Raw genomic sequence first — 26,250 nt, 5'->3', positions numbered from 1 at the left:
TTCCCAGAGCGCGCGTAATCAACTGCCACTTTTCGTAAGGAGCAACAGAAACCATGGCGGTTTCCGTAACCCTTCCGGCGCTCGGCGAGAGCGTGACCGAGGGCACCGTCACCCGCTGGCTGAAGGCGGAGGGCGAGCACGTCGAGGCCGACGAGCCCCTGCTTGAGGTCTCCACCGACAAGGTCGACACCGAGATCCCCTCCCCCGCGGCCGGGGTGCTCTCCTCCATCAAGGTCGCCGAGGACGAGACGGTGGAGGTCGGCGCCGAGCTCGCGATCATCGACGACGGCTCGGGCGCGCCCGCCGCCGCCCCGGCGCCGGCCGCCGAGCCCGCCCCGGCGCCGCAGCCGGAGCCCGCCCCGCAGGCCCAGGCCCCGGCGGCTCCCGCCCCGCAGGCCCAGGCCCCGGCGCCCTCCGGGGCCGCCGAGGGCACCGACGTGGTGCTGCCCGCACTCGGCGAGAGCGTCACCGAGGGCACCGTCACCCGCTGGCTGAAGGCGGTCGGCGAGTCGGTCGCGGCCGACGAGCCGCTGCTTGAGGTCTCCACCGACAAGGTCGACACCGAGATCCCCTCGCCGGTGGCCGGCACCCTGCTGGAGATCACCGTCGGCGAGGACGAGACGGCCGAGGTGGGCGCCAAGCTCGGCGTCATCGGCGCCGCGGGCGCCGCCCCGGCGCAGCCCCAGGCCCCGGCGGCTCCCGCCCCCCAGGCCCAGGCTCCGGCGGCCCCGGCGCCGCAGCCCGCTCCGGCCCCCGCCCCGCAGCCCGCCCCGGCGCCGGCGCCGGCCGCGCAGGCGCCCGCCCCGGCCCCGGCTCCCGCGCCCGCCCCGGCCCCCGCTCCGGCTCCGGCCGCGCCCGCCGCCGAGGGCGTGTACGTCACCCCGCTGGTGCGCAAGCTCGCCGCCGAGAACGGCGTCGACCTGAACACCGTCAAGGGCTCCGGCGTCGGCGGCCGCATCCGCAAGCAGGACGTCCTCGACGCCGCCGAGGCGGCCCGGGCCGCCGCCGCCAGGCCGCAGGCCCCCGCCGCTCCCGCCAGGGCGGCCGCCCCGCAGCCCTCGCCGCTGCGCGGGCAGACCGTCAAGATGAGCCGCATCCGCAAGCTCATCGGCGAGAACATGCTGAAGGCGCTGCACAGCCAGGCCCAGCTGTCGACCGTCGTGGAGGTGGACGTCACCCGCGTGATGCGGCTGCGCGCCCGCGCCAAGGAGGCGTTCCTGGCCCGGGAGGGCGTGAAGCTCTCGCCGATGCCGTTCTTCGTGAAGGCCGCCGCCGAGGCCCTCAAGGCCCACCCGTCGATCAACGCGAAGATCAACGACGACGGCACCGTGACCTACCACGACGTCGAGAACGTCGGCATCGCGGTGGACTCGGAGAAGGGCCTCATGGTCCCCGTCATCAAGAACGCGGGCGACCTGAGCCTGGCCGGCATCGCCAAGAAGACCGCCGAGCTGGCCGGCAAGGTCCGCGGCGGCGGCCTCGCGCCGGACGACATGAGCGGCGGCACGTTCACGATCAGCAACACCGGCTCGCGCGGCGCGCTGTTCGACACGATCATCGTGAACTACCCGCAGGTGGCCGAGCTGGGCATCGGCGCCACCGTGCGCCGCCCCGTGGTCGTCGACCATCCGGAGCTCGGCGAGACCATCGCCGTGCGGGACATGGTCTACCTGACCCTGTCCTACGACCACCAGCTGGTCGACGGCGCGGACGCCGCCCGTTACCTCGTGGACGTCAAGGCGCGTCTGGAGGCGGGCGAGTTCGAGGGAGAGCTCGGCCTGTAACCGGGCGGCACCAGGCACCCGGGTCCCGGCGGCCCGGGGAGACCCACCGGCGGCGCCCCGTCCGGAACCTTCCGGGCGGGGCGCGCGCCGTGCCGAGGGCCTATCGTCGGCAGGGCCGGGCCACGGGCCGGCGCGCCGCGCCACGGGCTGCGGGAAAGGAGACGCAGGAGAATGAGTCCGCCGATCGTCCATTCGCTGCGCACGCAGATCCGCGAGCACATCGTGGAGGGGATCGTCAGCGGGCGCTGGCAGCCGGGCGAGCGGATCGTCGAGCGGCGGATCGCGGTCGAGCTCCAGGTCAGCCAGACTCCGGTGCGTGAGGCGCTGCGCGAGCTTGAGGCGCTGCGGCTGATCGAGTCGGCGCCGAACAAGGGCGTGCGGGTGCGGGCGCTGACCGCCGCGGACCTGGAGGAGATCTACCCGGTCAGGGCGGGCCTTGAGCAGATCGCCGCGGAGCTGGCGGCCGAACGCCTGGCCAAGGACGTCTCCGCGCTCGAGCCCGAGGTCGCCGCCCTGTACGAGGCCGACCGGCTGGGCGACGCGGAGGCGCAGGTGGGCCACACGGTGGCGTTCCACCGCGAGTTGGTGAAGGCCTCGGGGAACAGCGTGCTGCGGCACACCTGGGAGTCGCTCGGCATCGAGATCTGGACCGCCCTGTCCATCCGCTGGCTCGGCACCAGGCAGCGCTCCTACGCCGAGGAGCACCAGGAGCTCATCGACGCCTTCGTCCGCCGCGACCCCCGCATCGGCGACCTGGTCAAGGAACACGTCCTCAACTGCGCCCCCCAAGCCTGACCCCCCACCCCGCCCACACCCCCCGAAGTCCCCCATCCACACCCCCGAAGTCCCCCTCCCCACCCGCCTTCTCCGCTCCCCCCGCTCTCCCCTACTCCCCCGCCTCCCTTCCCCACCTCCCGCGGGAGCTGTCCCACCCTCCAGCCACCCCCACCGTCCCGGGTGGGGTGCCGGGGCGTGGGCGGCAAACCCCCGCCGAACACGGCGCGTTGGCCGCCCCACCACGGTCACCCCCGGCCACAGGATGGCTCACCCCGCACAGAGACGCCGCCCCCGGCACCCCGGGCCATCAACAACCGAGCGCCCCCGGAACCCAGGCGGCAAGCCCCCTGCACTGGGTGCCCACCCCCCTGGCACGGTGTGCCAATTTCTCCGATTTCCGGGTTTTTTGTGGGAAGACCTTTGATCGATCATCGATCAGGCGACTAGAGTTTTCCCCGCAAGAGAATGCAAGCGAGCCACGCCGCCTGCCCTGTCCTGCCTGTGGCGTGGCTCCCCACCCGAGGCCCGGGTCCCGATTGTCGCGCCAAAGCACGGGGCCCGGCCCTCACGGGATCATGGTGCCATGCGCGCGGCCCGGCTGATCAAGATGGTCCTCCTCCTGCAGAACCGGCGGACGATGACCGCCGCCGAACTCGCCGCGGAGCTGGAGGTCTCCGAGCGCACCGTCTCCAGGGACGTGCTCGCCCTGTCCGAGGCCGGGATACCGGTCTACGCCGACCGCGGCCGCGGCGGCGGGTACCGTCTCGTCGGCGGCTACCGCACCCGGCTGACCGGGCTCGACCGCAGCGAGGCCGAGGCGCTCTTCCTGTCCGGCGTGCCCGCCGCGCTGCGCGCCATGGGCCGGGCGGACGCGGCCCTCGCCGCCCGGCTGAAGCTGTCGGCCGCGCTGCTGCCCGAGCTGCGCGACGCGCCGGAGAGCGCCGCGGGCCGCTTCCACCTCGACGCGCCCGGCTGGTGGCAGCCGCCGGAGACGCCCCCGCTGCTGCCCGCGGTCGCCGAGGCCGTCTGGGAGGACCTTCCGCTCACCGCCCACTACCGGCGCCGGGACGGGACGCGCGTGGCGCGTGAGCTGGAACCCTACGGGCTGATCCTCAAGGCCGGCGCCTGGTACCTGGCGGCCCGGCCCCGCGGCGGGGCCGGGCACCGGGTCTACCGGGTGGCGCGTTTCGCCGAGGTCACGGTGGGCGAAGTGCCTTTCGCCCGCGAGGAGTTCGACCTCGCGGGCTTCTGGGCCGAGCGGGCCGCGGAGTTCGCCAGGGCCCTCCTGCGCGAGGAGGTGGAGCTGTGGCTGACCGAGGCGGGCCGCGGGATGCTGCGGCACGTCACCGACCGGGCCGCGGCCGAGGAGGCGCTCCGCGGGGCGGGACCGCGGGACGCGCGGGGCCGGCGCCGGGTGACGCTCCGGGTCGAGTCCCTCGACGTCGCCTACTCCCAGCTCCTGGCCCTGGGCCCGGAGGCGGAGATCACGGCCCCGGCCGCGCTCCGGGAGCGCTTCGCCGCCGCGGCCCGGCGGATGGCGGCCCACTACGGCTGACGCCCCGGCCGCGGCGGGCCGCCCGCCCCGCGGGTGCTCAGCGGTACTCCTCCGCGCTTGCCTGCCTGCCGCCGTAGACCACGTCCCTGATGTACGCCCACGCGTCGGGGCGGGAGCCGTCGGCGTCGGTGACCCCGTAGGCGGCGGCCAGCTCCCCGCTGGAGAGCGAGCGGCCGTTCCACCTGGCCACCTCGGGGTCGGCGGCCAGCGCCGCCACCCCCCTGGCCAGGTAGAGCGGGGACTCGGAGATCGCGAAGTGCGGGTCCTTGGCGATCCCGTCGCGCCAGTTCTCCTCCGTGACCCCGAAGTAGGTGTCCAGCATCGCCTCCGACCTGAGGAAGCCCGGGGTGACGCACACCGCGGTGCAGCCGTACTCGGCGAGCTCCTGCCCGAGCATCCGCGCCAGGTGGATCGGCGCCCACTTGGCCAGCTCGTAGAAGAGATGCCCGCGGTAGGTGCGGTTGGTCTCCTCGGTGCCGTCGGTGACCTCCACCAGGAGCCCGCCCGGGTTGCGGACCAGCAGCGGCAGGGCGTGGCTGCCGGTGACCAGATGGGTCTCCACGCCGAGCCGCAGCATGCGCAGCCCGTCGGCCAGCGGGAAGTCCCACATCTTCCCGGTGAAGGGGTACCCCATCAGGTGGTCGCCGCCCCAGACGTCGTTGACCAGCACGTCCAGCCGCCCGTGGCCGGCGTCGATGCGTGCGGTCAGGTCCGCGACGGCGTCCGGGTCCAGGTGGTCGGTGGGGACCGCGATGCCGGTGCCGCCGGCCGCCGTGACCAGTTCGGCCGTCTCCTCGATGGTCTCCGTGCTGCGGCCCACCTCGCTCACCGCCGACCTGGTGGTCCGTCCGGTCACGTACACGGTCGCCCCGGCCGCGCCCAGCTGGACGGCCATCGCCCGCCCCGCGCCCCTGGTGGCCCCCGCCACCAGGGCGATCCGGCCCGCCAGCCCTCCGGCCTGTGACGTCTCCTGCCGCCTCGCGTCCGCCGTCATCCTGTTTCGCTCCCTTTCGTCGCCGGTTCGTCGCTTGCTTTGGTGCGGTTCCGGTTCGGTTCCGGTCCGGTTCCCGGGTGCGTACGCGCCGCCGCCCGCTCCCCCGTCGGCCGCGCCCACGCTCGCGGGGAAACTCTCAGCGAAACCCGACACCCTCTGTCCGCTTTCCGGCCGGCTCCGGCGATTCCCGCGTTTCCCCGTGACCGCGCCGCTCCCGTGCCCGGCCGGCCGGGGCCGTTCGGCGTGCGGGCCGGGGCCGGGGCGCGGATGCTGTAACCGTGATGGACGAAACGGACTTCTGGGAGCTGGTGGACGGCACCAGGGCGGCGGCCGGGGGCGACCCCGAGGCGCACGCCGAACTGCTCGTCGACCGGCTGACCTCGTTCGACCCCGAGACCGTCACCGACTTCGCCCGGCACTTCGAGTCCCGCTTCGTGCGCGCCTACCGCTGGGACGTGTGGGGAGCCGCCTGGGTGCTGCTCGACGGCGTGGGCGACGACGCCTTCGAGAACTTCCGCTGCTGGCTGATCGGCCGCGGCCGGCGGGTCTTCGAGGGCACCCTGCACGAGCCGGACGCGCTGGCCGAGTTGCTGGACGCGTTCGACGAGCGGCGGGACGGCGAGGCCGAGGACCTGGGCTACGCGGCCTTCGACGCGTACGAGTTGCTCACCGGGGACGAGCTGCCCGAACTCGGGCTGCCGGAGCCGCCCGCGGAACCGCTGGGCACGCCGCTCGACTTCGAGGACCCGGCCGCCCTGGCCGCCGCCTACCCGCGCCTGTGGGCCAGGTTCCGCGCCCAGGAGGCGGGTCCGCGGCCGGCGGAACGGGCCGGGCCGGCCGGGGAGCCGGGGGCCTGAGGCCCCCCGGCCGGACGCGCCCCGCGCGCCCCGGGGGGAGGGCCCGGCCGGGGGGAGGGCCCGGCCGGGGGCGGGCATGGGCGAGGATGGGGGCATGCCGCCTCGTGTCGCCGTCACCGGCTCCTCCGGCCTGATCGGCAGTGCCCTGGTCCGTTCCCTGCACGCGGCGGGCGTGGACGTCCGCCGCCTGGTCAGGCGCGAGCCGCGGGCCGCCGACGAGGCGCGCTGGGACCCCTCGGGCCGCCGTCAGGAGCAGAACGCCGCCGCCCTCGACGGCTGCACGGCCCTCGTCCACCTCGCGGGCGCCGGGGTCGGCGCGAGGCGCTGGACGGCGCGCTACAAGCGGGAGCTCCGCGACAGCAGGGTCCTCGGCACGGCCGCCCTGGCGGCGGCGCTGGCCTCCCTCGCCGATCCGCCGCGGGTCTTCCTGTGCGGCAGCGCGATCGGCTACTACGGGGACACCGGGGAGCGCGCGGTGGACGAGACGGCGCCCGCGGGCACCGGCTTCCTCGCGGAGCTGTGCCGCGACTGGGAGGCCGCGGCCCGGCCGGCGGAACGCGCCGGCGTGCGCACCGTCCTGCTGCGCACCGGCCTGGTGGTCGCCCGCTCCGGGGGCGCCTGGGGCAGGCTGTTCCCGCTGTTTCGGGCGGGACTCGGCGGGAGGCTCGGCGACGGGCGGCAGTTCTGGAGCGCGATCTCGCTGCACGACCACGTCGCGGCCCTGCGCTTCCTGCTCGACCGGGAGGCGCTGTCGGGGCCGGTCAACCTCACCGGGCCGCATCCGGTCACCAACCGCGAGGCGACGGCCGTCATGAGCCGGGTGCTGCGGCGCCCGGCCTTCCTGCACGTGCCGGCGCCGCTGCTGCGGCTCGCGCTCGGGGAGTTCGCCGGGGACGTGCTCGGCAGCCAGCGGGTGCTGCCGCGGCGGCTGCTCGACGCCGGGTTCCGCTTCGCCCACCCGACGGTGGAGGAGGCGGTGCGCGCGGCGGCGGCCCGGCGCTGAACGCCCCGCGGCCGCGCGTCGTGCGACCTCTGTGCGCCCATGCCCGGTCGGTGCGCTCTGTCACGTTCCGCCCGGCGTGAGAGGGTCACAGGCGGTTCGGGCATTAGCCCCGGCCCCCAGCGGGCATCTGCATCCACAGGCCCACGACAGCCTTTGCCTGGGCCCGCCGCTCGCGCGCACCGACCACCTCACCGGGAGGCCACGTGCTCAGCAGCCGACCACCCCACGCACACCCCGCGGATTCCGACGTCGTCGTCATCGGGGGCGGCCCCGCCGGGCTCGCCGCCGCGCACCAGCTGACGCAGGCGGGTCTCGCCGTGACCGTTCTGGAGGCGTCGGGCCGCATCGGCGGCCGGATGGCCACCGAGCACCGCGACGGCTTCCGCCTCGACCGCGCCAGCCACCTGTCCCTGCCCGACTCCCCGGGTCTGCGGCGGCTGCCGCGCCCGCTGCCGCTGTGCCGCCTGACCGGCGGCGTGCTGCTGCACGGCGCCGGGCACCCGCACCGGATCGGCGACGTCCCCTGGCACGGCGCCGACGCGCCCGCCGCCAGGTCCACGGCCTTCGACCAGGTGTGGCCGCGCCCGGACCTGCTGCGGCTCGGCCGCCCGCCGCAGGCCAGGCTCGGCGCGCGGGGCCTGCAGGCCAGGGTGGCCGAGGGTGCCCTGCGCCCGCTGCTCGCCGCGCTGCTGCACGACCCGCAGCACCCGGCGGGCGGCCGCAACGGGGAGGTCGCGCTGCGCGCCTTCGCCCGCCGCGGCCTCGGCCTGCCCGCGGGCGGCGCCGCCGCGCTGCCCGAGCTGCTCGCCGCCGCGCTGCCGCCCGGCGCGGTGCGGACCGGCGTCCGGGCCGTCTCCGCCTCGACCACCGAGGTGGTGACCGAGGGGCACGGCACCTTCCGGTGCCGCGCGGTGGTGCTGGCGACCGGGGCCGCCGAGGCGGCCAGGCTCCTGCCGGGGCTGCGGGTGCCGCGTTTCCGCGCGGTCACCGTGCTGCACCACGCGGCCGAGGGGAGCCTGCCGACGGGGCCCACGCTGATCGTGGACACGGCCGCGCGCGGGCCGGTCTCGCACACCCTGGCCGTCTCCGCCGCCGACCCGCTGCGGGCCCCGGCCGGGCGCACCCTGGTGACCTCGGTCGTGGTGGGGCCGCGGGCGGGCGAACCGGCCGAGCTGCTGGACAAGGCGGCCAGGCCGCAGCTCGCCGAGATGTACGGGGTGCCGGCCGAGGGCTGGGAGCTGCTGGCCGCGCGCCACGACCCGGAGGCGGTGCCGGTGGCCGTGCCGCAGCAGGGGGTGCGGACCGCACGCCTGCTGCACGGCCTGTACGTCTGCGGCGACCACCGGGACACGCCTGGCCCCACCGGCGACCTGGCCTCCGCGCACCGGGCCGCCCAGGCGCTGCTCGCTGACCTGGGCCTGCGGGCGCCGCGGCCCCGCGACCCGGAGCCGGCCGGGGCGGCGGCCCACCCCGGGTAGCGCCGCCGCGGAACCCCGCCGCGGTCGCGCGGATCTGCGCGGCGGGCGGCGGCCTCTGGAGGGCAGCAGGGGCGCCGCGAACCGGCGTGGGCGGCAGGTCCGTTGGGCACTCGCGCGCCCCCGGTGCGCCCTTGGCCGAACGCGCCCCCGCCGCGCAACCTCGCCCCCGCGGGCGGCCCCCGCCCCCGCCGGGCCGGTCACGCCGGGCCGCCCGGGCGCCGCCCGGCGGGCCCCGCCGGGGGCCGGCCGCCCCCCGCGGGCCGCGCCCGCCCTACGCCAGGGCGGCGACCCGGTCGCGGTAGGCGCGGACCGCGGCGGCGTCGCGGTAGGGCTCCAGCCTGCGCTCGAAGTCCTGCAGGTACTCGTGCGCCCGCGCCGACCGCAGCTCGGTGGCCTGCTGCGCCGCCTCCGCGGCCAGCGCGCACGCCTGGTCCACGTCGCCGAGGCCGAGCCTGGCGCAGGCCAGCACGACGCGGCAGAACAGCCGGCTGCGCACGTACCCGGGGGCGCGCAGTTGCAGCGAGCGCTCGGCGTACCTGGCGGAGGCGCGGTACTCCTTCAGGTCGCGGTGGCAGTGCCCGAACTCGTCGGCGAGCTGGGCCTCGTCGAAGAACCTGGCCCACTGCGGCAGGTCCTCGCCCGGCCGCGCCGACTCCAGGGCGCGCTCCGCCCTGGCCAGGGCTGCGGTGCAGGAGCGGACCTCGCCGAGCAGGCCGTGCCCGCGGGCCTCGACGGCGTGCAGCAGGGCCTGCACGACGGGGCCCACCGAGCTGGCCATGCCCTGCTGGGCGACCCTGGCCAGCTGCACCGCCTCCCGGCCGTGCCCCAGGTAGACGGCCTGCCGGCTCATGGAGACCAGCACGTAGCTGCCGTAGCTGCGGTCCCCCGCCGCCTGGGCCAGCCGCAGCGCCTGCACGAAGTACCGCTGCGCCAGGCCGTGGGCGGCGATGTCGTACGCCGTCCAGCCCGCGAGCCTGGTCAGGTCGGCGGCGGCCGAGAACAGCTTGCGCCCGATCTGCTCGCCGTAGCTGCCGCGCAGCATCGGTTCGAGCTCGTGCTCCAGGTAGCGGACCAGCGCCTGCCGCGCGTGGCCGCCGCCGTAGGCCTGGTCGAGGGTGCGGAACAGCTCGGCGACCGAGCGCAGCGCGGCGATGTCGCCCGAGGTGACGCGCTGCCCGGGACCGCGCTCCACCCGGTCGAGGGGGCCGGGGCGGCCCGGCCGCGCGGGCCTGGCCGCGGACTGCGCCGTCCCGCGCGCCAGGGGCGGGGCCGCGCTCGCGCCCGGTCTGCCCACCCCGGGCGGGAGCGGCCTGCCCGGGGCGCCGGGCGGCAGCGCGGGCCGGCCGGCCGGGCCGCGGCCCTGTTCCGGCACCCGGACCACCGGCGGCGGCCCGGACGCGGGCGGGGCGGCGGCGCCCTCGGCCGGCTCCTCGTGCGCGACGCGCTCGTCGGGCCGCCCGATCAGCCAGTCCCGGCTGGGGACCACGAGGCCGGCCGGGGTGAAGGCGATCTTGCGGAGCTCGGCGTAGCTGCCGGTGTCCTTGCGCCACAGCCCGGCCACGATGTCCACGGCCTCGGCGGGGCTCGCGGCGAATTCGAGCCCGGCGTAGACCGGGGCGCAGGCCTCAAGGCCGAGGTCCTGCGCGGACAGCCGGCGGCCGAGCCGCCTGGTGAACACCTCGGCGATCAGCGCCGGGGTGGTGCCCCGGGGGCGCTGGCCGCGGAGCCAGCGGGTGACCGAGGTCTTGTCGTACCGGAGGTCGAGGCCGTGTTCGAGGCCGAGCTGGTCGACTCTTCTCGCCAGACCGGCGTGGGAGAATCCTGCTTCGGCGATGAGCGCGGCGAGCTGGCGGTTCGGGGTGCGCGGTGCGGCGGATTGCGGGGAGGCCGGGCCTCCAGGTCGTTCCGTGGACATCGGCGGTGCGGTCTCCTGCCTTACGGCTGTGCGGCTGGAACGGCGTGAATGTAACGGTCCCTACCGGTTTCCTCGCCGCCTGGACGGAGGATTCATCCATATGTGTGAGCCAGGGGCCGCCCCAGGAATACGCAAGCGCCCCGCTTACAGTGGTGGCGGGTCGTCCGGCCGGGGACGCGGGCGCGTGCCCGCGCGGCGGGCCGGCCGCAGGGCCGGTGCGAGCGAGGAGTTGCGGTGAGCGAGCTGCGCTTTGTCCATCTGGGCTTCGGGAGCGAGGCCGTCGACTACCGCGCGGCCTGGCAGGAGCAGCGGCGGGTGCACACCGCGCGCTTCGCCGACGAGATCCCCGACACCTGCCTGCTCCTCGAACACCAGCCGGTCTACACCGCGGGCCGGCGCACGGAGGACAGCGAACGCCCGCTGGACGGCACGCCGGTGATCGACGTGGACCGCGGCGGCAAGATCACCTGGCACGGCCCTGGGCAGCTGGTCGGCTACCCCATCGTGAAGTTGCCGCGCCCGGTTGACGTCGTCGCGCACGTGCGGCGCCTGGAGGAGGCGGTGATCCGGGTCTGCGCCGAGTTCGGCCTGGAGACGACCCGGGTGGAGGGCCGCAGCGGCGTGTGGGTGCTGGGCGACGCCGTCGAGGAGCCGGGCCGCGGCGGTCTCGGCGGGCTGACGCTCGACTTCGACCCGCGGCTGCACGACGAGGAGTACGACCCGCGGCTGATGGGCCCGGAGTACGCGCCCTCGAACGCCGGGCAGCGCGGCGAGGACCGCAAGCTGTGCGCCATCGGCATCCGGGTCGCCAAGGGCGTGACGATGCACGGCTTCGCCCTGAACTGCGATCCGGACACCACCTCGTTCGACCGCATCGTGCCCTGCGGGATCAGGGACGCGGGGGTGACCTCGCTCTCCCAGGAGCTGGGCAGGAATGTTCCGGTCGCCGAGGTGCTTCCCGTAGTGGAGAAGCATCTGCGCGAGGTGCTGGAGACCTCGGTCCCCCTGCCACGCGCCGTGTGACCCGCACAAGCGCAGGCGTAAGCTGCGTTTCAGCCGCTGAATCGAAAGTGTAGGGAGCCGGACGTGTCCGCTGTCGCACCCGACGGTCGTAAGATGCTGCGCCTTGAGGTGAGGAACAGCCAGACCCCCATCGAACGCAAGCCCGAGTGGATCAAGACCCGCGCGAAGATGGGGCCCGAGTACCAGGAGCTGCGGAGCCTGGTGCAGCGGGAGGGCCTGCACACCGTCTGCCAGGAGGCCGGCTGTCCCAACATCTTCGAGTGCTGGGAGGACCGGGAGGCCACCTTCCTCATCGGCGGCGAGCAGTGCACCAGGCGCTGCGACTTCTGCCAGATCGACACCGGCAAGCCGGCCGCCCTGGACCGGGACGAGCCGCGCCGGGTGGCGGAGTCGGTGCGGCAGATGGGGCTGAAGTACGCGACGATCACCGGCGTGGCCAGGGACGACCTGCCGGACGGCGGCGCCTGGCTGTACGCGGAGACGGTGCGGCAGATCCACGGCCTGATGCCGGGCACGGGCGTGGAGCTGCTGATCCCGGACTTCAACGCCGTGCACGAGCAGCTCGCCGAGGTCTTCTCCAGCGCCCCGCAGGTCCTGGCGCACAACGTCGAGACGGTGCCGCGGATCTTCAAGCGCATCCGGCCCGCGTTCCGCTACGAGCGTTCGCTGAGGGTGATCACGCTGGCGCGGGAGGCGGGGCTCGTCACCAAGTCGAACCTGATCCTGGGCCTCGGGGAGACCCGCGAGGAGGTCGGGCAGGCGCTGCGCGACCTGCACGAGGCGGGCTGCGAGCTGATCACCATCACCCAGTACCTGCGGCCGACCCCGCGGCACCACCCGGTGGAGCGCTGGGTGAAGCCGGAGGAGTTCGTGGAGCTGCGCCAGGAGGCCGAGGAGATCGGCTTCTCCGGCGTGATGTCGGGGCCGCTGGTGCGGTCCTCCTACCGGGCCGGGCGCCTGTACCGGCAGGCGGTCGCGCAGCGCGCCGACAGCCCGGCGGCCTGAGCCGGCCGGGCCCGCCCCACCGCGCCTTCCGGCGGATTTGTCCCGCCGGTCACGGATGCGCAATGCGGGCGAGACAAAGCGAGATAACGATAGCGGCACGTTGTACGGCCGCCGGGAGGGGAAGATCCATGCGCTTCGAGGGTCAGGTGCGGCCCGCCGTGGCCGGCACGCTGCGGGTCCTGGAGCGGGTGCTGCTGCCTGGCGGCCGGCGCACGGCCTTGGAGAACGCCAGGGCCGCGGTGCTCGCGGACCGCGAACGGGCCGCCGCCCGCTTCGAGGCGGAGCGGGCCCTGCGCTCCGTGCTCGGGCCCGCGCCGCGGCCCGAGCAGGCCCAGGTGCCCGCCCGGCGGCCCTGACCCGGGCGTCCCTTCCCGGCCGCGCGCCCGTAGACTTGCGGCATGGCGCGGAAGGACAAGGCGGCGAAGGATGCCGCGAAGGGCTCGGAGAGCCCGCAGGATGCGGGGCGGCTGAAGCAGATCGCCCTGACCTACCGAATGGCCCGGCGGGCCGACCGGTGGATCGGCTGGATCATCTCGGCGGTAGGCATCGGCGTATTCGCCGTCGTCCTCGTCCTCGGCTTCCTGATCGGCCACCCCATCTACCTGGGCATCCTCGGCTTCCTCGCGGCGCTGCTCACCACCGCCATCGTCTTCGGGCGGCGGGCGGAGCGGGCCGCGTTCAGCCAGATGGACGGGCAGCCGGGCGCCGCCGCCGCGGTGCTGGAGAACATGCGCCGCGGCATCGCCTTCACCCCCGCCGTCGCCCTCAACCGCCAGCAGGACGTGGTGCACCGCGCGGTCGGCAAGTGCGGGGTGGTGCTGGTCGGCGAGGGCAACCCGAACCGGGTGAAGGGCCTCATCGCGGCCGAGAAGCGCCGGATGAACCGCGTGCTGTCCGACGTGCCGGTGCACGACATGATCGTCGGGCACGGCAAGGACCAGGTGGAGCTGAAGAAGCTGCGCACCGCGATCATGAAGCTCCCGCGCACCCTCTCCGGCCCCCGCGTCACCGAGGTCAACGACCGGCTGCGCGCCATGGGCGACCTGATGAACAACATGCCGGTGCCCAAGGGCCCGCTGCCGCGCGGCATGCGGATGCCGAAGGGCAACGTCCAGCGCCGGGGCCGCTGAGCCCCGGGCCGCCCGGCGGGGGCGGCGTTTCCCCGGCGGACCGGCAGCGGAGCACGTCAACGGGCGGGGCGCGGTGATCGCGCCCCGCCTCCGTGTGCGCCGCCTCCGTGTACGCCGCTTTCGCCGCACGCCGCTTTCGCGAGGGGCGCCCGGATTCCGCGGGGTCAGAAGCGGATCTGGACCGCGCCGGAGAAGCGGTCGTGCAGGCCGCGGGAGTCGCGGTCCCAGACGAGGGCGGGGATCGCGAGGCCGAGCAGCAGGGTGCGCAGCACGGCGCGCGGGAAGGTGAGCCGCCCGCCCCGCACGCTCACGACGCGCAGCCGCAGCAGGCGCTTGCCCGGGGTGAGGCCGAGGGTACCGACCGTCAGCAGGGACATCACCACGAAGACGAGCAGGGCCCAGTTGCTCACCGAGGCGGCCTCGCCATCGGCAAACAGACCGTATGCGATCAGCAGGCACAGGGCCCAGTCCACGCAGATGGCCCCGAGCCGCCTGCCGACCGGCGCGATCGAGCCCGGCCCCTCCTCGGGCAGCCCGAGCCGCTGGCCCCGGTAACCGAAGTCGACGCCCATGTCCTCGGCCGCCGCGCGCGGTCCCGACAGCCACGAGCCCATTGCCTGGCGTTTGTCCACGGCTCCACCGTAGCGCGGCCCGCCGTCTCGCCGGTCACCGGTATCGGAGGAGAAGTCCGGTTAACATCGGCGAAACAAACGGGTCACGGCGGAGAAATGGCCTGTCTTTAGTGTCGGCCCCAGCAAACCCGCGCGACGGGCCCCTGCCACTCCCGAGCTGTACGTTCCCCGCCCCGCCCTGGGCCGGGGCTAGGAGGACATCGGATGTTCCAGAACGCCGACGAGATCACCCAATACATCGCGGACAACGACGTCAAGTTCGTCGACGTCCGTTTCTGCGACCTCCCGGGCATCATGCAGCACTTCACGGTGCCGGTCGAAAGCTTCGACCCGACCGAGAGCCTGATGTTCGACGGCTCGTCGATCCGTGGCTTCCAGGCCATCCACGAGTCCGACATGGCCCTGGTCCCCGACCTGTCCACGGCCCGGGTGGACCCGTTCCGCAAGGACGCGACGCTCAACATCAACTTCTTCATCCACGACCCGATCACCGGCGAGGCGTACAGCCGTGACCCGCGGAACGTGGCGAAGAAGGCCGAGGCGTACCTGGCCTCCTCCGGCATCGCGGACACCGCCTACTTCGGCCCCGAGGCCGAGTTCTACGTCTTCGACGACGTGCGTTTCGAGACCAAGTCCAACGCGGGCTACTACTACATCGACTCCGAGGCCGGCGCCTGGAACACCGGCGCGATCGAGGAGGGCGGCAACCGCGGCTACAAGGTCCGCTACAAGGGCGGCTACTTCCCGGCCCCGCCCGTGGACCACTTCGCCGACCTGCGCGGCGAGATCTCCCTCGAACTGGCCAAGGCGGGCCTCAAGGTGGAGCGCGCCCACCACGAGGTCGGCACGGCCGGCCAGGCGGAGATCAACTACAAGTTCAACACGCTGCTCGCCGCCGCCGACGACCTGATGCTCTTCAAGTACATCGTGAAGAACGTCGCCTGGCGCAACGGCAAGACCGCCACCTTCATGCCGAAGCCGATCTTCGGGGACAACGGTTCGGGCATGCACGTCCACCAGTCGCTGTGGCAGTCGGGCAGCCCGCTCTTCTACGACGAGCAGGGCTACGCCGGCCTTTCCGACACCGCCCGCTACTACATCGGCGGCATCCTGAAGCACGCGCCCTCGCTGCTGGCGTTCACCAACCCGACGGTGAACTCCTACCACCGCCTGGTCCCCGGCTTCGAGGCCCCGGTCAACCTGGTCTACTCGCAGCGGAACCGTTCCGCCGCCATGCGCATCCCGATCACCGGGTCCAACCCGAAGGCCAAGCGCGTCGAGTTCCGCGCCCCCGACCCGTCCTCGAACCCGTACCTGGCCTTCTCGGCGCTGCTGCTCGCCGGCCTCGACGGGGTCAAGAACAAGATCGAGCCGCCGGAGCCGATCGACAAGGACCTCTACGAGCTGGCCCCCGAGGAGCACGCCGAGCTCCCGCAGGTCCCGACCTCGCTGCCCGCCGTCCTGGAGGCGCTGGAGGCGGACAACGAGTACCTGCAGGCCGGCGGCGTCTTCACGGCCGACCTGATCGAGACCTGGATCGACTTCAAGCGCGAGAAGGAGATCGCGCCGATGCAGCTGCGGCCGCACCCGCACGAGTTCGAGCTCTACTTCGACGTGTGAGCCGGCCGGCGGGCCGCTGAGCCCGCGGCCCGGTGCACGCTCCGCCACGGCCACCCCGGTGGACTCCCCGAGTCCGCCCGGGTGGCCGTGGCCGTGTGCGGGGCCGCCGCCGGCGGCGCGGGGCCGGGCCGGTCTCCGGCCGGATGTCACATTCCGCGCGTCCGCCGCGTCCTCATGGGTGGAAAGAACGGGGACGGCCCGTGAGGGGAGCTGCGGCGTGAACGAGTCGGACTGGCTGATCGAGAGGTTCGCGGAGCACCGGCCCAGGCTGGGCGCGGTGGCCTACCGGCTGCTCGGCTCGCCCGGGGAGGCGGAGGAGGCCGTGCGGCGTACCTGGCTGCGGCTGCGCCGCTCCGACACGACGGGGGTGCGTTCCCTCGGCCCGTGGCTGACCGCGGTGCTCGCCGGCCTCTGCCACGACGCGCTGCGGGCGCGCGCCGCACGGCTGGGGCGCGCGCCGGGGCCACGGGTGCCGGAGCCGGTGGTGAGCCCGATGGGGGGCGCCGGGCCCGAGCAGCGGGCGCTGCTGGCCGGGCTGTCCGGGCTCGGCGGGCTGGTGGCCCTGGAGGGCCTGCGGCCCGCGGAGCGGGTCTCCTTCGTGCTGCACGACATGTTCGCGGTGCCCTGGGAGGAGATCGCCCGGATTCTCGGGCGCTCGGCCGCCGCCACCCGGCAACTCGCCGCCCGGGCGCGGCGCGAGGCGAGGGGGGCGACGACCGCCTCCGAGGGCGGGCCGGCCCGGCAGCGCGCCGCGGCGGAGTCCTACCTGACGGCGGTGCGCGAGGGCTCCCCCGCGGCGCTGGGCGCCCTGCTCGCGCCGGGGGCCGTACTCCGGGTGGACCTGGGGCGCGCGGGGGCCTCGCGGGAGCTGCGGGGGGCGGCGGAGGTGGCCGGGGCGGCCGGCGCCCTGTCCCGGCTCGCGGCCGGGGCGCGCCCGGTGCTGGTCAACGGCGCGGCGGGGGTGGTCACGGCGCCGAGGGGGGTGGTGCTGTCCGTCACCGGCCTCACGGTCGCCGCGGACGGCCTCGCCCGCATCGACGTCCTGGCCGACCCGGAGCGCCTGCGGCGCCTGCCGCTGCCTCCGGCACCTGTGGCGGGCCCGGCCGCGCGCCGGCCGGTGGGCGCGGGCGGGCGGTAGGCGGAGGGCGGCCGGGATGGGCGCGGTGCGGGGCGGGCGCGGCCGGGAGGCGGGGGGCGGCCGGGCGGCGGGGGGCGGTAATTCCCGGCCGGCGAGGGGAGTTGCGTGCTAGCCTGACGCGGCGCCCGGGAGGCGGGCGCGAGGTGACGAGAGAGCGCCCTGGGGCGTGGGGAGGTGAGGTTGATGACTGTCGTGCAGCGGGCTGCCCTGCGCAGCATCCGGCCCATCCTCGTATCCCGGGCCCCGGTCTGACCCAGCGACGTCCCCGACGTCCTGCGCGCGGGGCCCACCTCACCCCAAGGGTCTCTCGTGCATTCTTCCGAACGATCCCCGTTCCCTTCGTCGTCTTCGTCGTCTTCGTCGTCTCCCTCTTCTTCCTCTCCCTCCTCTCCCTCCGGCGATTCCCCCTCGCTTCCCGTCGGTTCCGCCGCGTCCCCCGCGTCCCCCGCGGCCCCCTCCGGCTCCCGGGCCGCCGCGGAAACGGAGTCCGTTCCGCCCGCGCTTCTCGCGTACGGCTGGAGCGCGGCGCTTGCGGAGGACTTCGCCGCGCATCGCGCCGCCGGCCTGGTGCCCGCCCGGCTGGTGCGGGTGGACCGGGGCAGCTGCGAGGCCGTCACCGGGGACGGCCGGGTGCGCGCCGAGTTCGGCGCCGAACCGGCCGCCGACCCGTCGGCCGCGCCCTGCAGCGGCGACTGGGCCGCCCTGCTGCCGGGACCGCGCCCCACGGTGCAGGCCCTGCTGCCGCGCCGGACGGCGATCGTCCGGGCCTCGGCGGCCCGCGACTCGCACGGGCAGGTGCTGGCCGCCAACGTGGACACCATCGTGGTGGCCGTCTCGCTCGCCACCTGGCCCGACCTCGGGCGCCTGGAGAGGCTGCTCGCCCTGGCCTGGGACAGCGGGGCCACCCCCGTGGTGGCGCTGACCCAGGCGGACCGCGCCACGGACGCCGCCGAGGCCCAGGAGGCCGTGCGGCCGGCGGCGCCCGGGGTGGAGGTGCTCATCACCAGCGCCCACACCGGCGAGGGCGTGCCCGAGCTCGCGGCGCTGCTCACCGGCACCGTGGCGCTGATCGGCGTCTCCGGGGCGGGCAAGTCCTCGCTCGGCAACGCCCTGCTCGGCGCGGAGCTGCTGGCCACCGGCGAGGTGCGGGCGGGCGACGGCAAGGGCCGCCACACCACCGTGACCCGTGAGCTGTTCCCGCTGCCGGGCGGTGGCGTGCTCATCGACACGCCGGGGCTGCGCTCGGTGGGCCTGCACGGCACCGCGGAGGGGGTGGACCGGGTGTTCGCGGACATCGAGGAGCTGGCGGCCGGGTGCCGCTTCGCGGACTGCGGGCACGTGGCCGAGCCAGGCTGCGCGGTGCTCGCCGCCGTGGAGTCGGGTGAGCTGCCGCTGCGGCGCCTGCTCAGCCACCGGAAGCTGAGCCGGGAGAACGAGTGGGCGGCCTCGCGCACCGACGCGCGGCTGCGGGCCGAACGCGCCGGGCGGCTGCGGGAGATCACCCGCAACCAGCGGGCCATGTACCGCGTCAGGGGGCGCAAGAGGTAGCGGCGCACTCCACGCGGCCCAGGGGCGCTCCCGGAACCGGGGGCGCCCCGTCCGCTTGCCGGGGAACGGCTTCGCTGCGAGTGGCGACAGTCACCCCGCGTAGGTGTAATGTTGATTACATGATTACCGAGAAGGGCCGCCAGGAGCTGCGCGGCTGGATCACCGGGCGGGTGCCCCAGGACTGGTTCACCCACCTGGTAGAGGTGGCCGTCGACCGGGAGGAGATCACGGTCATCGGCCGGATCGCGGAGCCCGAGCTGGCGCCGGGGGCGACGGAGACGGAGCGCGAGGCGGCGCGGGAGGGGCGCGTCACCGAGTTCAGGGAGCGCACCAGGGGGGCGCGCGTGGAGGTGGCGCGGGAGGCGAACCTGCGCTTCCGCCGGCAGGTTTCGTGGGGCGTGGAGTGCGGGGGCAAGCGGACCCTGTTCACGCATGTGTCCGCCCCGGTGATGACCCGGCTGCGGCAGCCGGAGCGCATGGTGCTCGACACGCTGATCTCGGGCGGGGTGGCGCGCAGCCGCAGCGAGGCCCTGGCCTGGTGCGTGCGCCTGGTGGAGCAGAACGTCGACGGCTGGCTCACCGACCTGCGCGCCTCGCTGGCCCAGGTGGAGCGGGTGCGGGCGCAGGGGCCCGACGCCGGGGCAGGCGACGCCGGGCCAGACGAGGAGGAGGCGGCCGGGGGCGCGCGGACGACGGTGATCCCGGCGGCGCCCCGCTCCGCGCCTCCGGTGCCGCCGGCCCGCGAGGAGGCGCCCGAGCCCGGCGGGGCGTTCGCCTCCGACGCGGATTCCGGCACCCTCTCGCTCACCGCGGACTCCCCGCGCGGCTACGAGAGTTCCTCCCGCGCCCCGGAGCCGGCCACCAGGCCGTTCGAGGACGCGGGCGACCAGGGCGAGGCGCCCACCGAGCACCTGGACTTCGGTAAGCCCGGCGATCGCTGAGCGGCGCGGCCGCCGCCGCGGCGGCACGGCGGCGGCCGGCTGACGACGGAACCCCGGGCGCGGCACGCCCCCCGCGCCCGACGCCATACGCCGACGTACGGTGGGCGATGGGTTACCGTACGCCCCATGTCACGACAGCGGGGGACCAGGGCGCGCGGCCACCTCACCGCCGCCGACTGGGCCGAGGCGGCGCTCGCGGCGATGCGCGAGGGCGGCGGGCTCGCGGCGATCGCCATCGAGCCGATCGCCGCGCGACTCGGCGCCACCAAGGGCAGCTTCTACTGGCACTTCGCCAACCGGGACGCCCTGATCGAGGCGGCGCTCGCCCGCTGGGAGACGCTGCGCACCGAGGAGGTCCTGGCGCAACTCCAGCTCGCCACCGACCCGATGACCCGCATCCGGGAGCTGTTCCAGCAGGTCACGGCCGCGGTCGCGGAGGACCCCACGGAGATCGCGCTGCTCGCCCAGGCCGGGCACCCGGTGGCCGGTCCCGTCCTGCGGCGGGTCACCCAGCGCCGCCTCGACTACCTGGCCGGGCTCTTCGGCGAGCTGGGGCTGCCGGAGGCGGAGGCCAGGCAGCGCAGCCTCCAGGCGTACTGCGGCTATCTGGGCCGCGCCCAGCTCGCGCACGCCATGCCGGAGGTGCTGCCCACCGGCGAGGAGAACGCCCGTTACCTCGATGCCGTGATCGCCTCGCTGCTGGGCCGCCGGTCGAGGCCGGGCGGCTGAGCGGCCGGCGCCGGAAGAGCCGGCGCACGGGCCCGCAAGGAGACGGGGCGACGGGTCCGGGGGCGCCCGGGAACCGAAACGAAGGGGGCGGCTGCCCCCGCCCCGGAAGCCGTGCATCCCGACGGCCGCCGAGGCCGAGGCCCACCTGTGGCCGAAGGCCCGCTTCCCCGCCGTGCCCACCAAGGCCGGTCCCGGTCGCCACCACACTGGCCCGGTTGGTGGCCGCACAGAAGGTGAACGGGGAGCGGCTCCGGGCGGGGCCCCTGATCCCCGGCCCGGAACCTGCATCCCCCACGAGGCCGCTCGCTCGGCCGTGCGCACGGGTTCCCGCCCCCACCCCCGGCAAACGCACACCCCGCCCCGGCCCCCGTGCCCGCCGTCCCTGCACCCCCCGTCCCTGCACCCCCGCCCCGCGCCCCGGCATCCGGGTCCCGGCGGCCGTGTCGGCCGGGGGGCCGAGGGGTACCCGCGGGGTTCCGAGAACCTCCGAGGACATCCAGGGAGGACGAGACCATGCAGCAGCGTGGCAACAGCCGCCTCAACGTCCACCGCGACGACGAGATGAAGCACGAGTTGCAGGGCATGCTGCGCGGCGACCACCCCACCCGGGCCGAGGAATGGAACGACCCGGAGCCCGGCGCGGACGACGATCCGGCGCTGGCCGAGGGACCCGTCCCGCCGCGCGGCTCGGCCGGCGTGCAGGAGGCGGAGGACGAGGCCTTCCGCTTCGAGCTGGCCAGGCACCTGCCCCGCACCCTCTTCCCGGCGAAGCGGCGGACGCTGTTGCGCGCCCTCTTCGCGACCCGGGCGCCCGACGGCCTGGTCGAGACGGTGCGGGAACTGCCGATCAACCGCTCCTTCGCCAACGTGCAGGAGGTCGCCGCGGCCCTGGGCCGCCGCCCGCGGGCCTGAGGCCCGCCCGGGGGGTTCCGGCCCCGTCTCGCCCGCCGCGCAAGGGCGTTGACAGCCGCCGCGGCCACACGTTTGACTGGGTCAATGACTGAGTCAACGATCGGGTCGGCGCAGCCGCCGACGCCCCCGGCGGCGGGCGGGCCGCCGGGCACGCCCCCCGCCACTCCGGCGCACGGATCGCGCAACGCGCCGGCGGATGCGCTGCTCGTCCGGCGCCTGAGGGAGTTCAGCCGTGGCTTCACGCGGGTGATCGGCGCCCTCGACTACGGGCACCGGCTCGGCACCCCCTACTCGCTGCCCGAGGCCCGCGTGCTGTACGAGCTGGCCCGCGGCGAGTGGACGCGGGTCGCCGAGCTGCGGCGCGAGCTGGACATGGATGCGGGGCAGCTCAGCCGGCTCCTCGCCCGGTCCGAGGAGTCGGGACTGATCCGCAGGGAGCGGGACGCGGGAGACTCGCGCCGGCAGCTCGTCGCCCTCTCGCCCCGGGGCCGTGAGGCCGCGGCCCTGCTCGACGACAGGTCCACGAAGGCCGTGGGAGAACTCGTCGGCGGCCTCTCGCCGGCCGAGCACGGAAGGCTGCTCGCCGCCCTCTCCACCGCCTCCCGGCTGCTCCGGATTCCCGCGGACACCGCCGCGGACTTCCGGCTGCGCCCGCCGCAGCCCGGGGAGCTCGGCTGGGTGATCCAGCGTCACGGCGCCCTGTACACCGCGGAGTACGGCTGGAACGGCGCCTTCGAGGCGCTGGTCGCCAAGGTGGTCGCGGAGTTCGCGGCCGGGCACGACCCGGAGCGCGAGGCGGCCTGGATCGCCGAGTGGGAGGGCGAGCCGGTGGGCTCGGTCTTCTGCGTGGACGAAGGGGCCGAGCGCGCCGGCGGCGTGCCCACCGCGCGCCTGCGGCTGCTGCTGGTCGAGCCGCACGCCAGGGGCCTGGGCATCGGCCGCGCCCTGGTGGAGGAGTGCCTGCGGTTCGCCCGCGCGGCCGGGTACCGGCGGGTGGTGCTGTGGACCAACGACGTGCTGGTCAGCGCCAGGCGCATCTACCAGGCCGCGGGCTTCACCCTGGTCGCCACCCGCCCGCACACCGACTTCGGCCCCGAGGAACGCGGCCAGGACTGGGAGCTCACGCTGACGCCCGGGGAAGGGCAGGAGGGGAAGGCGGGGGCGGAGCAGCAGCAGCGGGAGGGGGCGGCGGCGCAGGAGGCGTCCGGGCCGGGCGCGTAAGCCGTCCCACGCCGGGCACCGCGCCACCCGGCACGCCGCCCGGCACCCACGCACCACACCGCGGACCAGGCCACGCGTGGAGCGGCGGGCGGGGGCGGCTGTCGCCCCTAAGGGTGTGCCGCCCGAAGGTAGGGGCGAACCCGCAGGCGGATATGGGGAGTTGCCCGGATGGCCGGGCGGGCGCCGGTCCGGCAGGGTGGACCCCTGTCAGCAATTCCTTACACCTGGAGGTCCGCCATGAACACCCCGCCCCCGACGCGCCCGGCGCCCGCCGGCCCGGCTTACCGCGCCCTCTCCCGCCGGGACGCGCTGCGCGCCGCGGGGGCCGCCTCGCTGGCCGCCGGGCTCGGCGCCGCGGGCGCCACCGCGGCGGCCGGCCCGGCCCTGGCGGCGGCCGAGGGCGGCGACCGGCCCCCGGCCTGGCGCATCGACACCCACCAGCACGTCCTGACCCGCGCGATGCACGACTGGGCCGTCGAGGCGGGGCTGCTGCCGCCCGAGGGCGGGCCGACCTGGGCGGACTGGACGCTCGACGGCGCGCTGGGGACGATGGAGGACAACGGCATCGCGGCCGGCGTCGTCTCGGCGCCGATACCCTCCATGGCGTTCCGCGACCGGACGACCGCCGAGCGGGGCGTCCGGCTGTGCAACGAGGCCATGGCCGAGCTGGCCGCCGACCACCCCACCCGGTTCGGCTTCTTCGCCAACCTCGCGGTGCTCCACACCGACCTGGCCCTCGAACAGGCCGCGTACGCGCTGGACGAGCTGGGCGCCGACGGCGTCATCCTGATGACCAGCGCGGACGGCCGCTACCTCGGGGACCCCGCCTTCGAGCCGCTGTTCGCCGAGCTGAACCGGCGCCGCGCCGTCGTCTTCGTCCACCCCGACTCGCTCCCCGAGGGCGGCAGCGGAATTCCCGGCGTCCCCGACTTCATCGCCGACTTCCTGTTCGACACCACGCGGGCGGCGCTGAGCCTGATCGCCTCCGGCACCCTGGACCGCCACCCCGACCTGCGGATCATCCTCTCCCACGCCGGCGGGTTCCTGCCCTACCTCGCCGGCCGCGCCGAGTCCGCCGCCCGGCAGGGCGAGGGCCTGGCGCCCGGCGCGGTGGCGGCGGCGGTCCGCCGGTTCCACTACGACACCGCGATGCCGGCCTCCCCGTACGCGATGCCCTCGCTGCTGGCCGCGGCCGGGCCCTCGCGCGTCCTGTTCGGCACGGACTGGCCGGCCAGGCCGGCGGAGGAGGTGGGCGTGATCACCCGCGACCACGAGGCCGATCCGGCGCTGAGCGGCGCCGCCCGGCAGGCCGTCGACCGCGGCAACGCGCTGCGCCTGCTCCCCCGCCTGGCGAGCCGCCTCCGCGCCTAGGACCCGCCCCCGGAACCCGGCGGCCCGGCCCCGGAGCCCGGCGGCCCGGCCCCGGAGCCCGGCGGCCCGGAGTTCGGGGCCCGCCCCCGGAACCTACGGCCTGGCCTGGCCCGAGGGGGAAAGCGCCGCCTCGGCCAGGGCCAGTATCTCGGTGACCCGGGCCCCGAAGGCGGCGTCGCAGGGGTGCCGCCGGCCGCCCCCCGCCGCCTCGATCAGCGCGTCCACCGCCCGCAGGAACGGCACCACCGCGCCGCCCTCCCCGCGCTCGGGCAGCGTCGATACCCCGGCGCTGCCGCGCAGTTCCGCGGTCACCGCCGCCGCCTGCGGGGGCACGCTGTGGCTGAGGGTCAGCACGCTGGAGGCGCCGGAGACGTGCCGCAGCGCGAGGTGCACCGTGTCGCCCGGGCCGCGGCCCGCCACCACGCCCTCGGGACCCGTGACGTCGCCCAGCGGCGGCAGCAGCAGCGAGAGGGCGTGCGGGCCGACGTCCCACAGGGCGCCGCGCTCCTTGCGCCACGGCGAGTCGGCGTAGGGCGAGTCCGCCCCGCCGAAGACCGGCGAGAACCAGTCGGCCCGGCCGGTCAGCCAGCCCTCGGTGCCGCTCTGCGCGGCCACCCAGGCCGCGGTCTCCGGGGCGAAGCGCAGCGTGAAGAACACCACCGAGGCCACGCCCGCCGCCTCCACCGCCGCGGCCAGCTCCCGGGCCGCCGCCACGCTCGTGGCCACCGGCTTGTCCAGCAGCAGGTGGCAGCCGGCCGCGGCGGCCCGCACCGCGAGCGGCGCCTGCACGTCGGGCGGCAGCGCGAAGGACACGGCCTCGCAGTCGGCGAACAGCGCGTCGGCGCTGTCGTAGGCCCGGGTGCCCAGGCGGGCGGCCAGCTCGCCCGCGGCCTCGGCACGGCGGCCCCAGACCCCGGCGAGCTCCGCCTCCGGGTGCTCCCGCAGCGCGGGCCCCTGGGTCTGCCTCGCCCAGGGCCCGGTTCCGAGCAGGCCGATTCTCATAGGTGCTTCTCCCCTGGTGCGCCGGGACTCGGGTCCGGCGCTTACCCTAAGGCCGCCGCCTCACGCTCCGGCACCGGCCCCCGGCGCCCGGAACCGCCCGGCCTCCCGCGACGCCCCGCCCCGCCGGTGTACCTGGGTACACCCCCGGCCAGGCGCCGTACCCCACTGACGTGGCCGTGCCCCGGCAGGAGACTGTGAGCGCAAGGTACGGCACCCGCGAGGGAACGCAACGAGAGGTGTGGTGGGCGTGGAAGCGCGACGAGGACGGGCGGCACTGGTGGCGGCCGCCAGAGGAATGCTGCTCACCGTGCACACCCTGGTGCTCTCCCAGGCCCTCTTCATCCTGTTCCTGGTGTCCGTCGGGCTGGTCCCCATCGGGCTGGGGCTGGTCACCACCCCGCCGCTGGCCCGCGCGGTGCGCGCCCACGCGGACCGGCGGCGCGCCTGGGCGCAGGAGTGGTTCGGCATGACGGTGCCCTCCGGCTACCGGCCGCTGCCCGTGCGGGCCGGCGGCCTGGCCGGCCAGGTGCAGCTGACGACCCACGCGCTGCGGGACCCGGCCACCTGGCGGGACGTGCAGTGGCTGTTCGCGGACGCGGTCGCCGGCTCCATCCTGGTGATGCTCACCTGGACGCTGCCCGGCTACTTCCTCTACGGCCTGGTGCTGCTCGCCGGGGTGTGGCGGCCGATCGTGGACGCGGGCGGCACCTACTGGTACACGTTCGTGCCGGTGGACTCCTGGTTCACGGCCTTCCTCGCCGCCCTGGTCGGCACCGGCCTGCTGGCGGCGGCCTTCTGGTGCAACGTGCCGCTGCTGCGCGGGCACTTCGCGATGCTGCGCGGCATGACCGGCGCCTCGGAGAAGCAGCTGCTGGCGCAGCGGGTGGCCCGGCTCCAGGAGACCAGGCACGACGCGCTCGACAGCTCCGCCGCCGAGCTGCGCCGCATCGAGCGGGACCTGCACGACGGGGCCCAGGCCAGGCTGGTCGCGATGGGCATGAGCCTGGGCGCCGTCGAGGCGCTGATCGAGAAGGACCCCGGCCAGGCCAAGCGGCTGCTCGCCCAGGCCAGGGAGAACTCGGCCGAGGCGCTGACCGAACTGCGCGACCTGGTCCGCGGCATCCACCCGCCGGTGCTGGCCGAACGCGGCCTCGGGGACGCGGTCCGGGCGCTCGCGCTGCGGATGGCGCTGCCGGTGGACGTGGAGGTGGACCTGCCGGGGCGGTTCGACGAGCCGGTGGAGTCCGCCGCCTACTTCGCGGTCAGCGAGATCCTCACCAACGCCGCCAAGCACTCGGGAGCGGAACGCGCCTGGGTGGACATGTACTACGGGCGCGAGGAGCGCACCCTGCGCATCGCCGTCACCGACAACGGCCGCGGCGGCGCCAGCCTGGACGGCGGCACCGGCCTGCGCGGCCTGGAGCGGCGTCTCGGCGCCTTCGACGGGGTGCTCGCGCTCAGCAGCCCCGAGGGCGGGCCGACCCTCGTCACCATCGAGATCCCCTGCACCCCGGCCACGGGAGGCGGGGCCACCCGCTGAGCCGCCCGCGTTGGCCGCCCGTTCTCCCGGCCCTCACCGCGGGGCCCGCCAACCCGCCTACGCTGGTGCCGCGTT

22 protein-coding genes and 1 pseudogene are annotated in these 26,250 nt (G+C 75.7%); 19 read left to right on the top strand and 4 right to left on the bottom strand.

Features of this window, described 5'->3' with window-relative positions; genetic code table 11:
* The first annotated feature begins 53 nt into the window (after positions 1–53).
* The 3 genes from sucB (at position 54) to D7294_RS12330 (ending at position 4,116) form a co-directional block, all read left to right on the top strand.
* Complete coding sequence (sucB, locus tag D7294_RS12340) at positions 54–1,784, top strand: 2-oxoglutarate dehydrogenase, E2 component, dihydrolipoamide succinyltransferase (protein WP_120678787.1); 1,731 nt, start codon at positions 54–56, stop codon at positions 1,782–1,784.
* A 171-nt stretch (positions 1,785–1,955) separates the two neighbouring features.
* On the top strand, positions 1,956–2,579 hold the full coding sequence (locus D7294_RS12335) for a GntR family transcriptional regulator (RefSeq protein ID WP_120678785.1): 624 nt from the start codon (positions 1,956–1,958) through the stop codon (positions 2,577–2,579).
* Between the two features lie 565 nt (positions 2,580–3,144).
* Positions 3,145–4,116, top strand: a complete 972-nt coding sequence (locus D7294_RS12330; protein ID WP_120678783.1) for a helix-turn-helix transcriptional regulator — start codon at positions 3,145–3,147, stop codon at positions 4,114–4,116.
* A 37-nt stretch (positions 4,117–4,153) separates the two neighbouring features.
* On the opposite strand, the gene D7294_RS12325 is transcribed toward D7294_RS12330, so the two are convergent.
* A complete protein-coding gene (locus D7294_RS12325; protein WP_120678781.1) occupies positions 4,154–5,110 on the bottom strand; it encodes an SDR family oxidoreductase in 957 nt (318 codons plus the stop codon).
* Positions 5,111–5,391: 281 nt separating this feature from the next.
* On the opposite strand from D7294_RS12325, the gene D7294_RS12320 reads away from it, so the two are divergent.
* From D7294_RS12320 to D7294_RS12310, 3 genes are all read left to right on the top strand, one after another.
* Positions 5,392–5,967 (top strand): DUF4240 domain-containing protein, encoded by a 576-nt coding sequence (locus D7294_RS12320; RefSeq protein ID WP_120678780.1) that lies wholly within the window; start codon positions 5,392–5,394, stop codon positions 5,965–5,967.
* A 94-nt stretch (positions 5,968–6,061) separates the two neighbouring features.
* Positions 6,062–6,970 carry a TIGR01777 family oxidoreductase gene (locus tag D7294_RS12315; protein ID WP_338325644.1) on the top strand — a complete coding sequence of 303 codons (909 nt, stop codon included), beginning with the start codon at positions 6,062–6,064 and terminating at the stop codon, positions 6,968–6,970.
* Positions 6,971–7,173: 203 nt separating this feature from the next.
* Positions 7,174–8,448, top strand: a complete 1,275-nt coding sequence (locus tag D7294_RS12310) for an FAD-dependent oxidoreductase (RefSeq protein WP_120678776.1) — start codon at positions 7,174–7,176, stop codon at positions 8,446–8,448.
* A gap of 271 nt (positions 8,449–8,719) precedes the next feature.
* Here the strand turns inward: D7294_RS12310 and D7294_RS12305 are convergent, their stop codons facing one another.
* Entirely contained in the window at positions 8,720–10,363 is a 1,644-nt protein-coding gene (locus D7294_RS12305; RefSeq protein ID WP_120678774.1) for an NsdA family TPR-like regulatory protein, read from the bottom strand.
* A gap of 234 nt (positions 10,364–10,597) precedes the next feature.
* On the opposite strand from D7294_RS12305, the gene lipB reads away from it, so the two are divergent.
* From lipB to D7294_RS12285, 4 genes are all read left to right on the top strand, one after another.
* Positions 10,598–11,386 (top strand): lipoyl(octanoyl) transferase LipB, encoded by a 789-nt coding sequence (gene lipB, locus D7294_RS12300; protein WP_120678772.1) that lies wholly within the window; start codon positions 10,598–10,600, stop codon positions 11,384–11,386.
* A 63-nt stretch (positions 11,387–11,449) separates the two neighbouring features.
* A complete protein-coding gene (gene lipA / locus D7294_RS12295) occupies positions 11,450–12,391 on the top strand; it encodes a lipoyl synthase (protein ID WP_120678770.1) in 942 nt (313 codons plus the stop codon).
* Positions 12,392–12,519: 128 nt separating this feature from the next.
* A complete protein-coding gene (locus D7294_RS12290) occupies positions 12,520–12,747 on the top strand; it encodes a hypothetical protein (protein WP_120678768.1) in 228 nt (75 codons plus the stop codon).
* Positions 12,748–12,789: 42 nt separating this feature from the next.
* Entirely contained in the window at positions 12,790–13,521 is a 732-nt protein-coding gene (locus D7294_RS12285) for a DUF4191 domain-containing protein (RefSeq protein ID WP_120678766.1), read from the top strand.
* A 164-nt stretch (positions 13,522–13,685) separates the two neighbouring features.
* On the opposite strand, the gene D7294_RS12280 is transcribed toward D7294_RS12285, so the two are convergent.
* Complete coding sequence (locus D7294_RS12280; RefSeq protein ID WP_120678764.1) at positions 13,686–14,153, bottom strand: RDD family protein; 468 nt, start codon at positions 14,151–14,153, stop codon at positions 13,686–13,688.
* 204 nt (positions 14,154–14,357) lie between these two features.
* On the opposite strand from D7294_RS12280, the gene glnA reads away from it, so the two are divergent.
* The 8 genes and pseudogenes from glnA to D7294_RS12240 all read left to right on the top strand — a co-directional run bounded on the left by glnA (position 14,358) and on the right by D7294_RS12240 (position 23,633).
* Complete coding sequence (gene glnA / locus D7294_RS12275) at positions 14,358–15,773, top strand: type I glutamate--ammonia ligase (RefSeq protein ID WP_120678762.1); 1,416 nt, start codon at positions 14,358–14,360, stop codon at positions 15,771–15,773.
* A gap of 217 nt (positions 15,774–15,990) precedes the next feature.
* Positions 15,991–16,911, top strand: a complete 921-nt coding sequence (locus D7294_RS12270; RefSeq protein ID WP_120678760.1) for a sigma factor — start codon at positions 15,991–15,993, stop codon at positions 16,909–16,911.
* A 567-nt stretch (positions 16,912–17,478) separates the two neighbouring features.
* The gene (gene rsgA / locus D7294_RS12265; protein ID WP_241562308.1) at positions 17,479–18,459 is read left to right on the top strand and encodes a ribosome small subunit-dependent GTPase A; all 981 of its coding nucleotides are present in this window, start codon (positions 17,479–17,481) and stop codon (positions 18,457–18,459) included.
* 119 nt (positions 18,460–18,578) lie between these two features.
* Positions 18,579–19,127 (top strand): annotated as a pseudogene (locus D7294_RS12260) (hypothetical protein); the annotation flags it as partial.
* A gap of 399 nt (positions 19,128–19,526) precedes the next feature.
* On the top strand, positions 19,527–20,129 hold the full coding sequence (locus D7294_RS12255) for a TetR family transcriptional regulator (RefSeq protein ID WP_120678757.1): 603 nt from the start codon (positions 19,527–19,529) through the stop codon (positions 20,127–20,129).
* A gap of 513 nt (positions 20,130–20,642) precedes the next feature.
* Positions 20,643–21,041: a DUF2795 domain-containing protein gene (locus D7294_RS12250; RefSeq protein ID WP_120678755.1), complete on the top strand. Its 399-nt coding sequence runs from the start codon at positions 20,643–20,645 to the stop codon at positions 21,039–21,041.
* 201 nt (positions 21,042–21,242) lie between these two features.
* On the top strand, positions 21,243–22,262 hold the full coding sequence (locus D7294_RS12245) for a bifunctional helix-turn-helix transcriptional regulator/GNAT family N-acetyltransferase (RefSeq protein ID WP_120679307.1): 1,020 nt from the start codon (positions 21,243–21,245) through the stop codon (positions 22,260–22,262).
* Between the two features lie 237 nt (positions 22,263–22,499).
* A complete protein-coding gene (locus D7294_RS12240) occupies positions 22,500–23,633 on the top strand; it encodes an amidohydrolase family protein (protein WP_158674614.1) in 1,134 nt (377 codons plus the stop codon).
* Positions 23,634–23,726: 93 nt separating this feature from the next.
* Here the strand turns inward: D7294_RS12240 and D7294_RS12235 are convergent, their stop codons facing one another.
* Positions 23,727–24,635 (bottom strand): Gfo/Idh/MocA family protein, encoded by a 909-nt coding sequence (locus tag D7294_RS12235; RefSeq protein ID WP_120678751.1) that lies wholly within the window; start codon positions 24,633–24,635, stop codon positions 23,727–23,729.
* 247 nt (positions 24,636–24,882) lie between these two features.
* Here D7294_RS12235 and D7294_RS12230 point away from each other — a divergent pair, with 247 nt between their 5' ends.
* A complete protein-coding gene (locus tag D7294_RS12230) occupies positions 24,883–26,175 on the top strand; it encodes a sensor histidine kinase (RefSeq protein ID WP_241562307.1) in 1,293 nt (430 codons plus the stop codon).
* The last annotated feature ends 75 nt before the right edge of the window (positions 26,176–26,250 follow it).

The sequence above is a fragment of the Streptomyces hoynatensis genome, assembly GCF_003626535.1.
In the GTDB taxonomy this organism is placed as follows: domain Bacteria; phylum Actinomycetota; class Actinomycetes; order Streptomycetales; family Streptomycetaceae; genus Streptomyces; species Streptomyces hoynatensis.
This window is presented reverse-complemented; position numbering and strand designations above follow the sequence as displayed.

Excerpts from the sequence above, each read along its gene's own strand:
- sucB (WP_120678787.1), top strand. The coding sequence starts at position 54 with ATGGCGGTTTCCGTAACCCTTCCGGCGCTCGGCGAGAGCGTGACCGAG.
- D7294_RS12335 (WP_120678785.1), top strand. The coding sequence starts at position 1,956 with ATGAGTCCGCCGATCGTCCATTCGCTGCGCACGCAGATCCGCGAGCAC.
- D7294_RS12330 (WP_120678783.1), top strand. The coding sequence starts at position 3,145 with ATGCGCGCGGCCCGGCTGATCAAGATGGTCCTCCTCCTGCAGAACCGG.
- D7294_RS12325 (WP_120678781.1), bottom strand. The coding sequence starts at position 5,110 with ATGACGGCGGACGCGAGGCGGCAGGAGACGTCACAGGCCGGAGGGCTG.
- D7294_RS12320 (WP_120678780.1), top strand. The coding sequence starts at position 5,392 with ATGGACGAAACGGACTTCTGGGAGCTGGTGGACGGCACCAGGGCGGCG.
- D7294_RS12315 (WP_338325644.1), top strand. The coding sequence starts at position 6,062 with ATGCCGCCTCGTGTCGCCGTCACCGGCTCCTCCGGCCTGATCGGCAGT.
- D7294_RS12305 (WP_120678774.1), bottom strand. The coding sequence starts at position 10,363 with ATGTCCACGGAACGACCTGGAGGCCCGGCCTCCCCGCAATCCGCCGCA.
- D7294_RS12290 (WP_120678768.1), top strand. The coding sequence starts at position 12,520 with ATGCGCTTCGAGGGTCAGGTGCGGCCCGCCGTGGCCGGCACGCTGCGG.
- D7294_RS12285 (WP_120678766.1), top strand. The coding sequence starts at position 12,790 with ATGGCGCGGAAGGACAAGGCGGCGAAGGATGCCGCGAAGGGCTCGGAG.
- glnA (WP_120678762.1), top strand. The coding sequence starts at position 14,358 with ATGTTCCAGAACGCCGACGAGATCACCCAATACATCGCGGACAACGAC.
- D7294_RS12255 (WP_120678757.1), top strand. The coding sequence starts at position 19,527 with ATGTCACGACAGCGGGGGACCAGGGCGCGCGGCCACCTCACCGCCGCC.
- D7294_RS12250 (WP_120678755.1), top strand. The coding sequence starts at position 20,643 with ATGCAGCAGCGTGGCAACAGCCGCCTCAACGTCCACCGCGACGACGAG.
- D7294_RS12240 (WP_158674614.1), top strand. The coding sequence starts at position 22,500 with ATGAACACCCCGCCCCCGACGCGCCCGGCGCCCGCCGGCCCGGCTTAC.
- D7294_RS12235 (WP_120678751.1), bottom strand. The coding sequence starts at position 24,635 with ATGAGAATCGGCCTGCTCGGAACCGGGCCCTGGGCGAGGCAGACCCAG.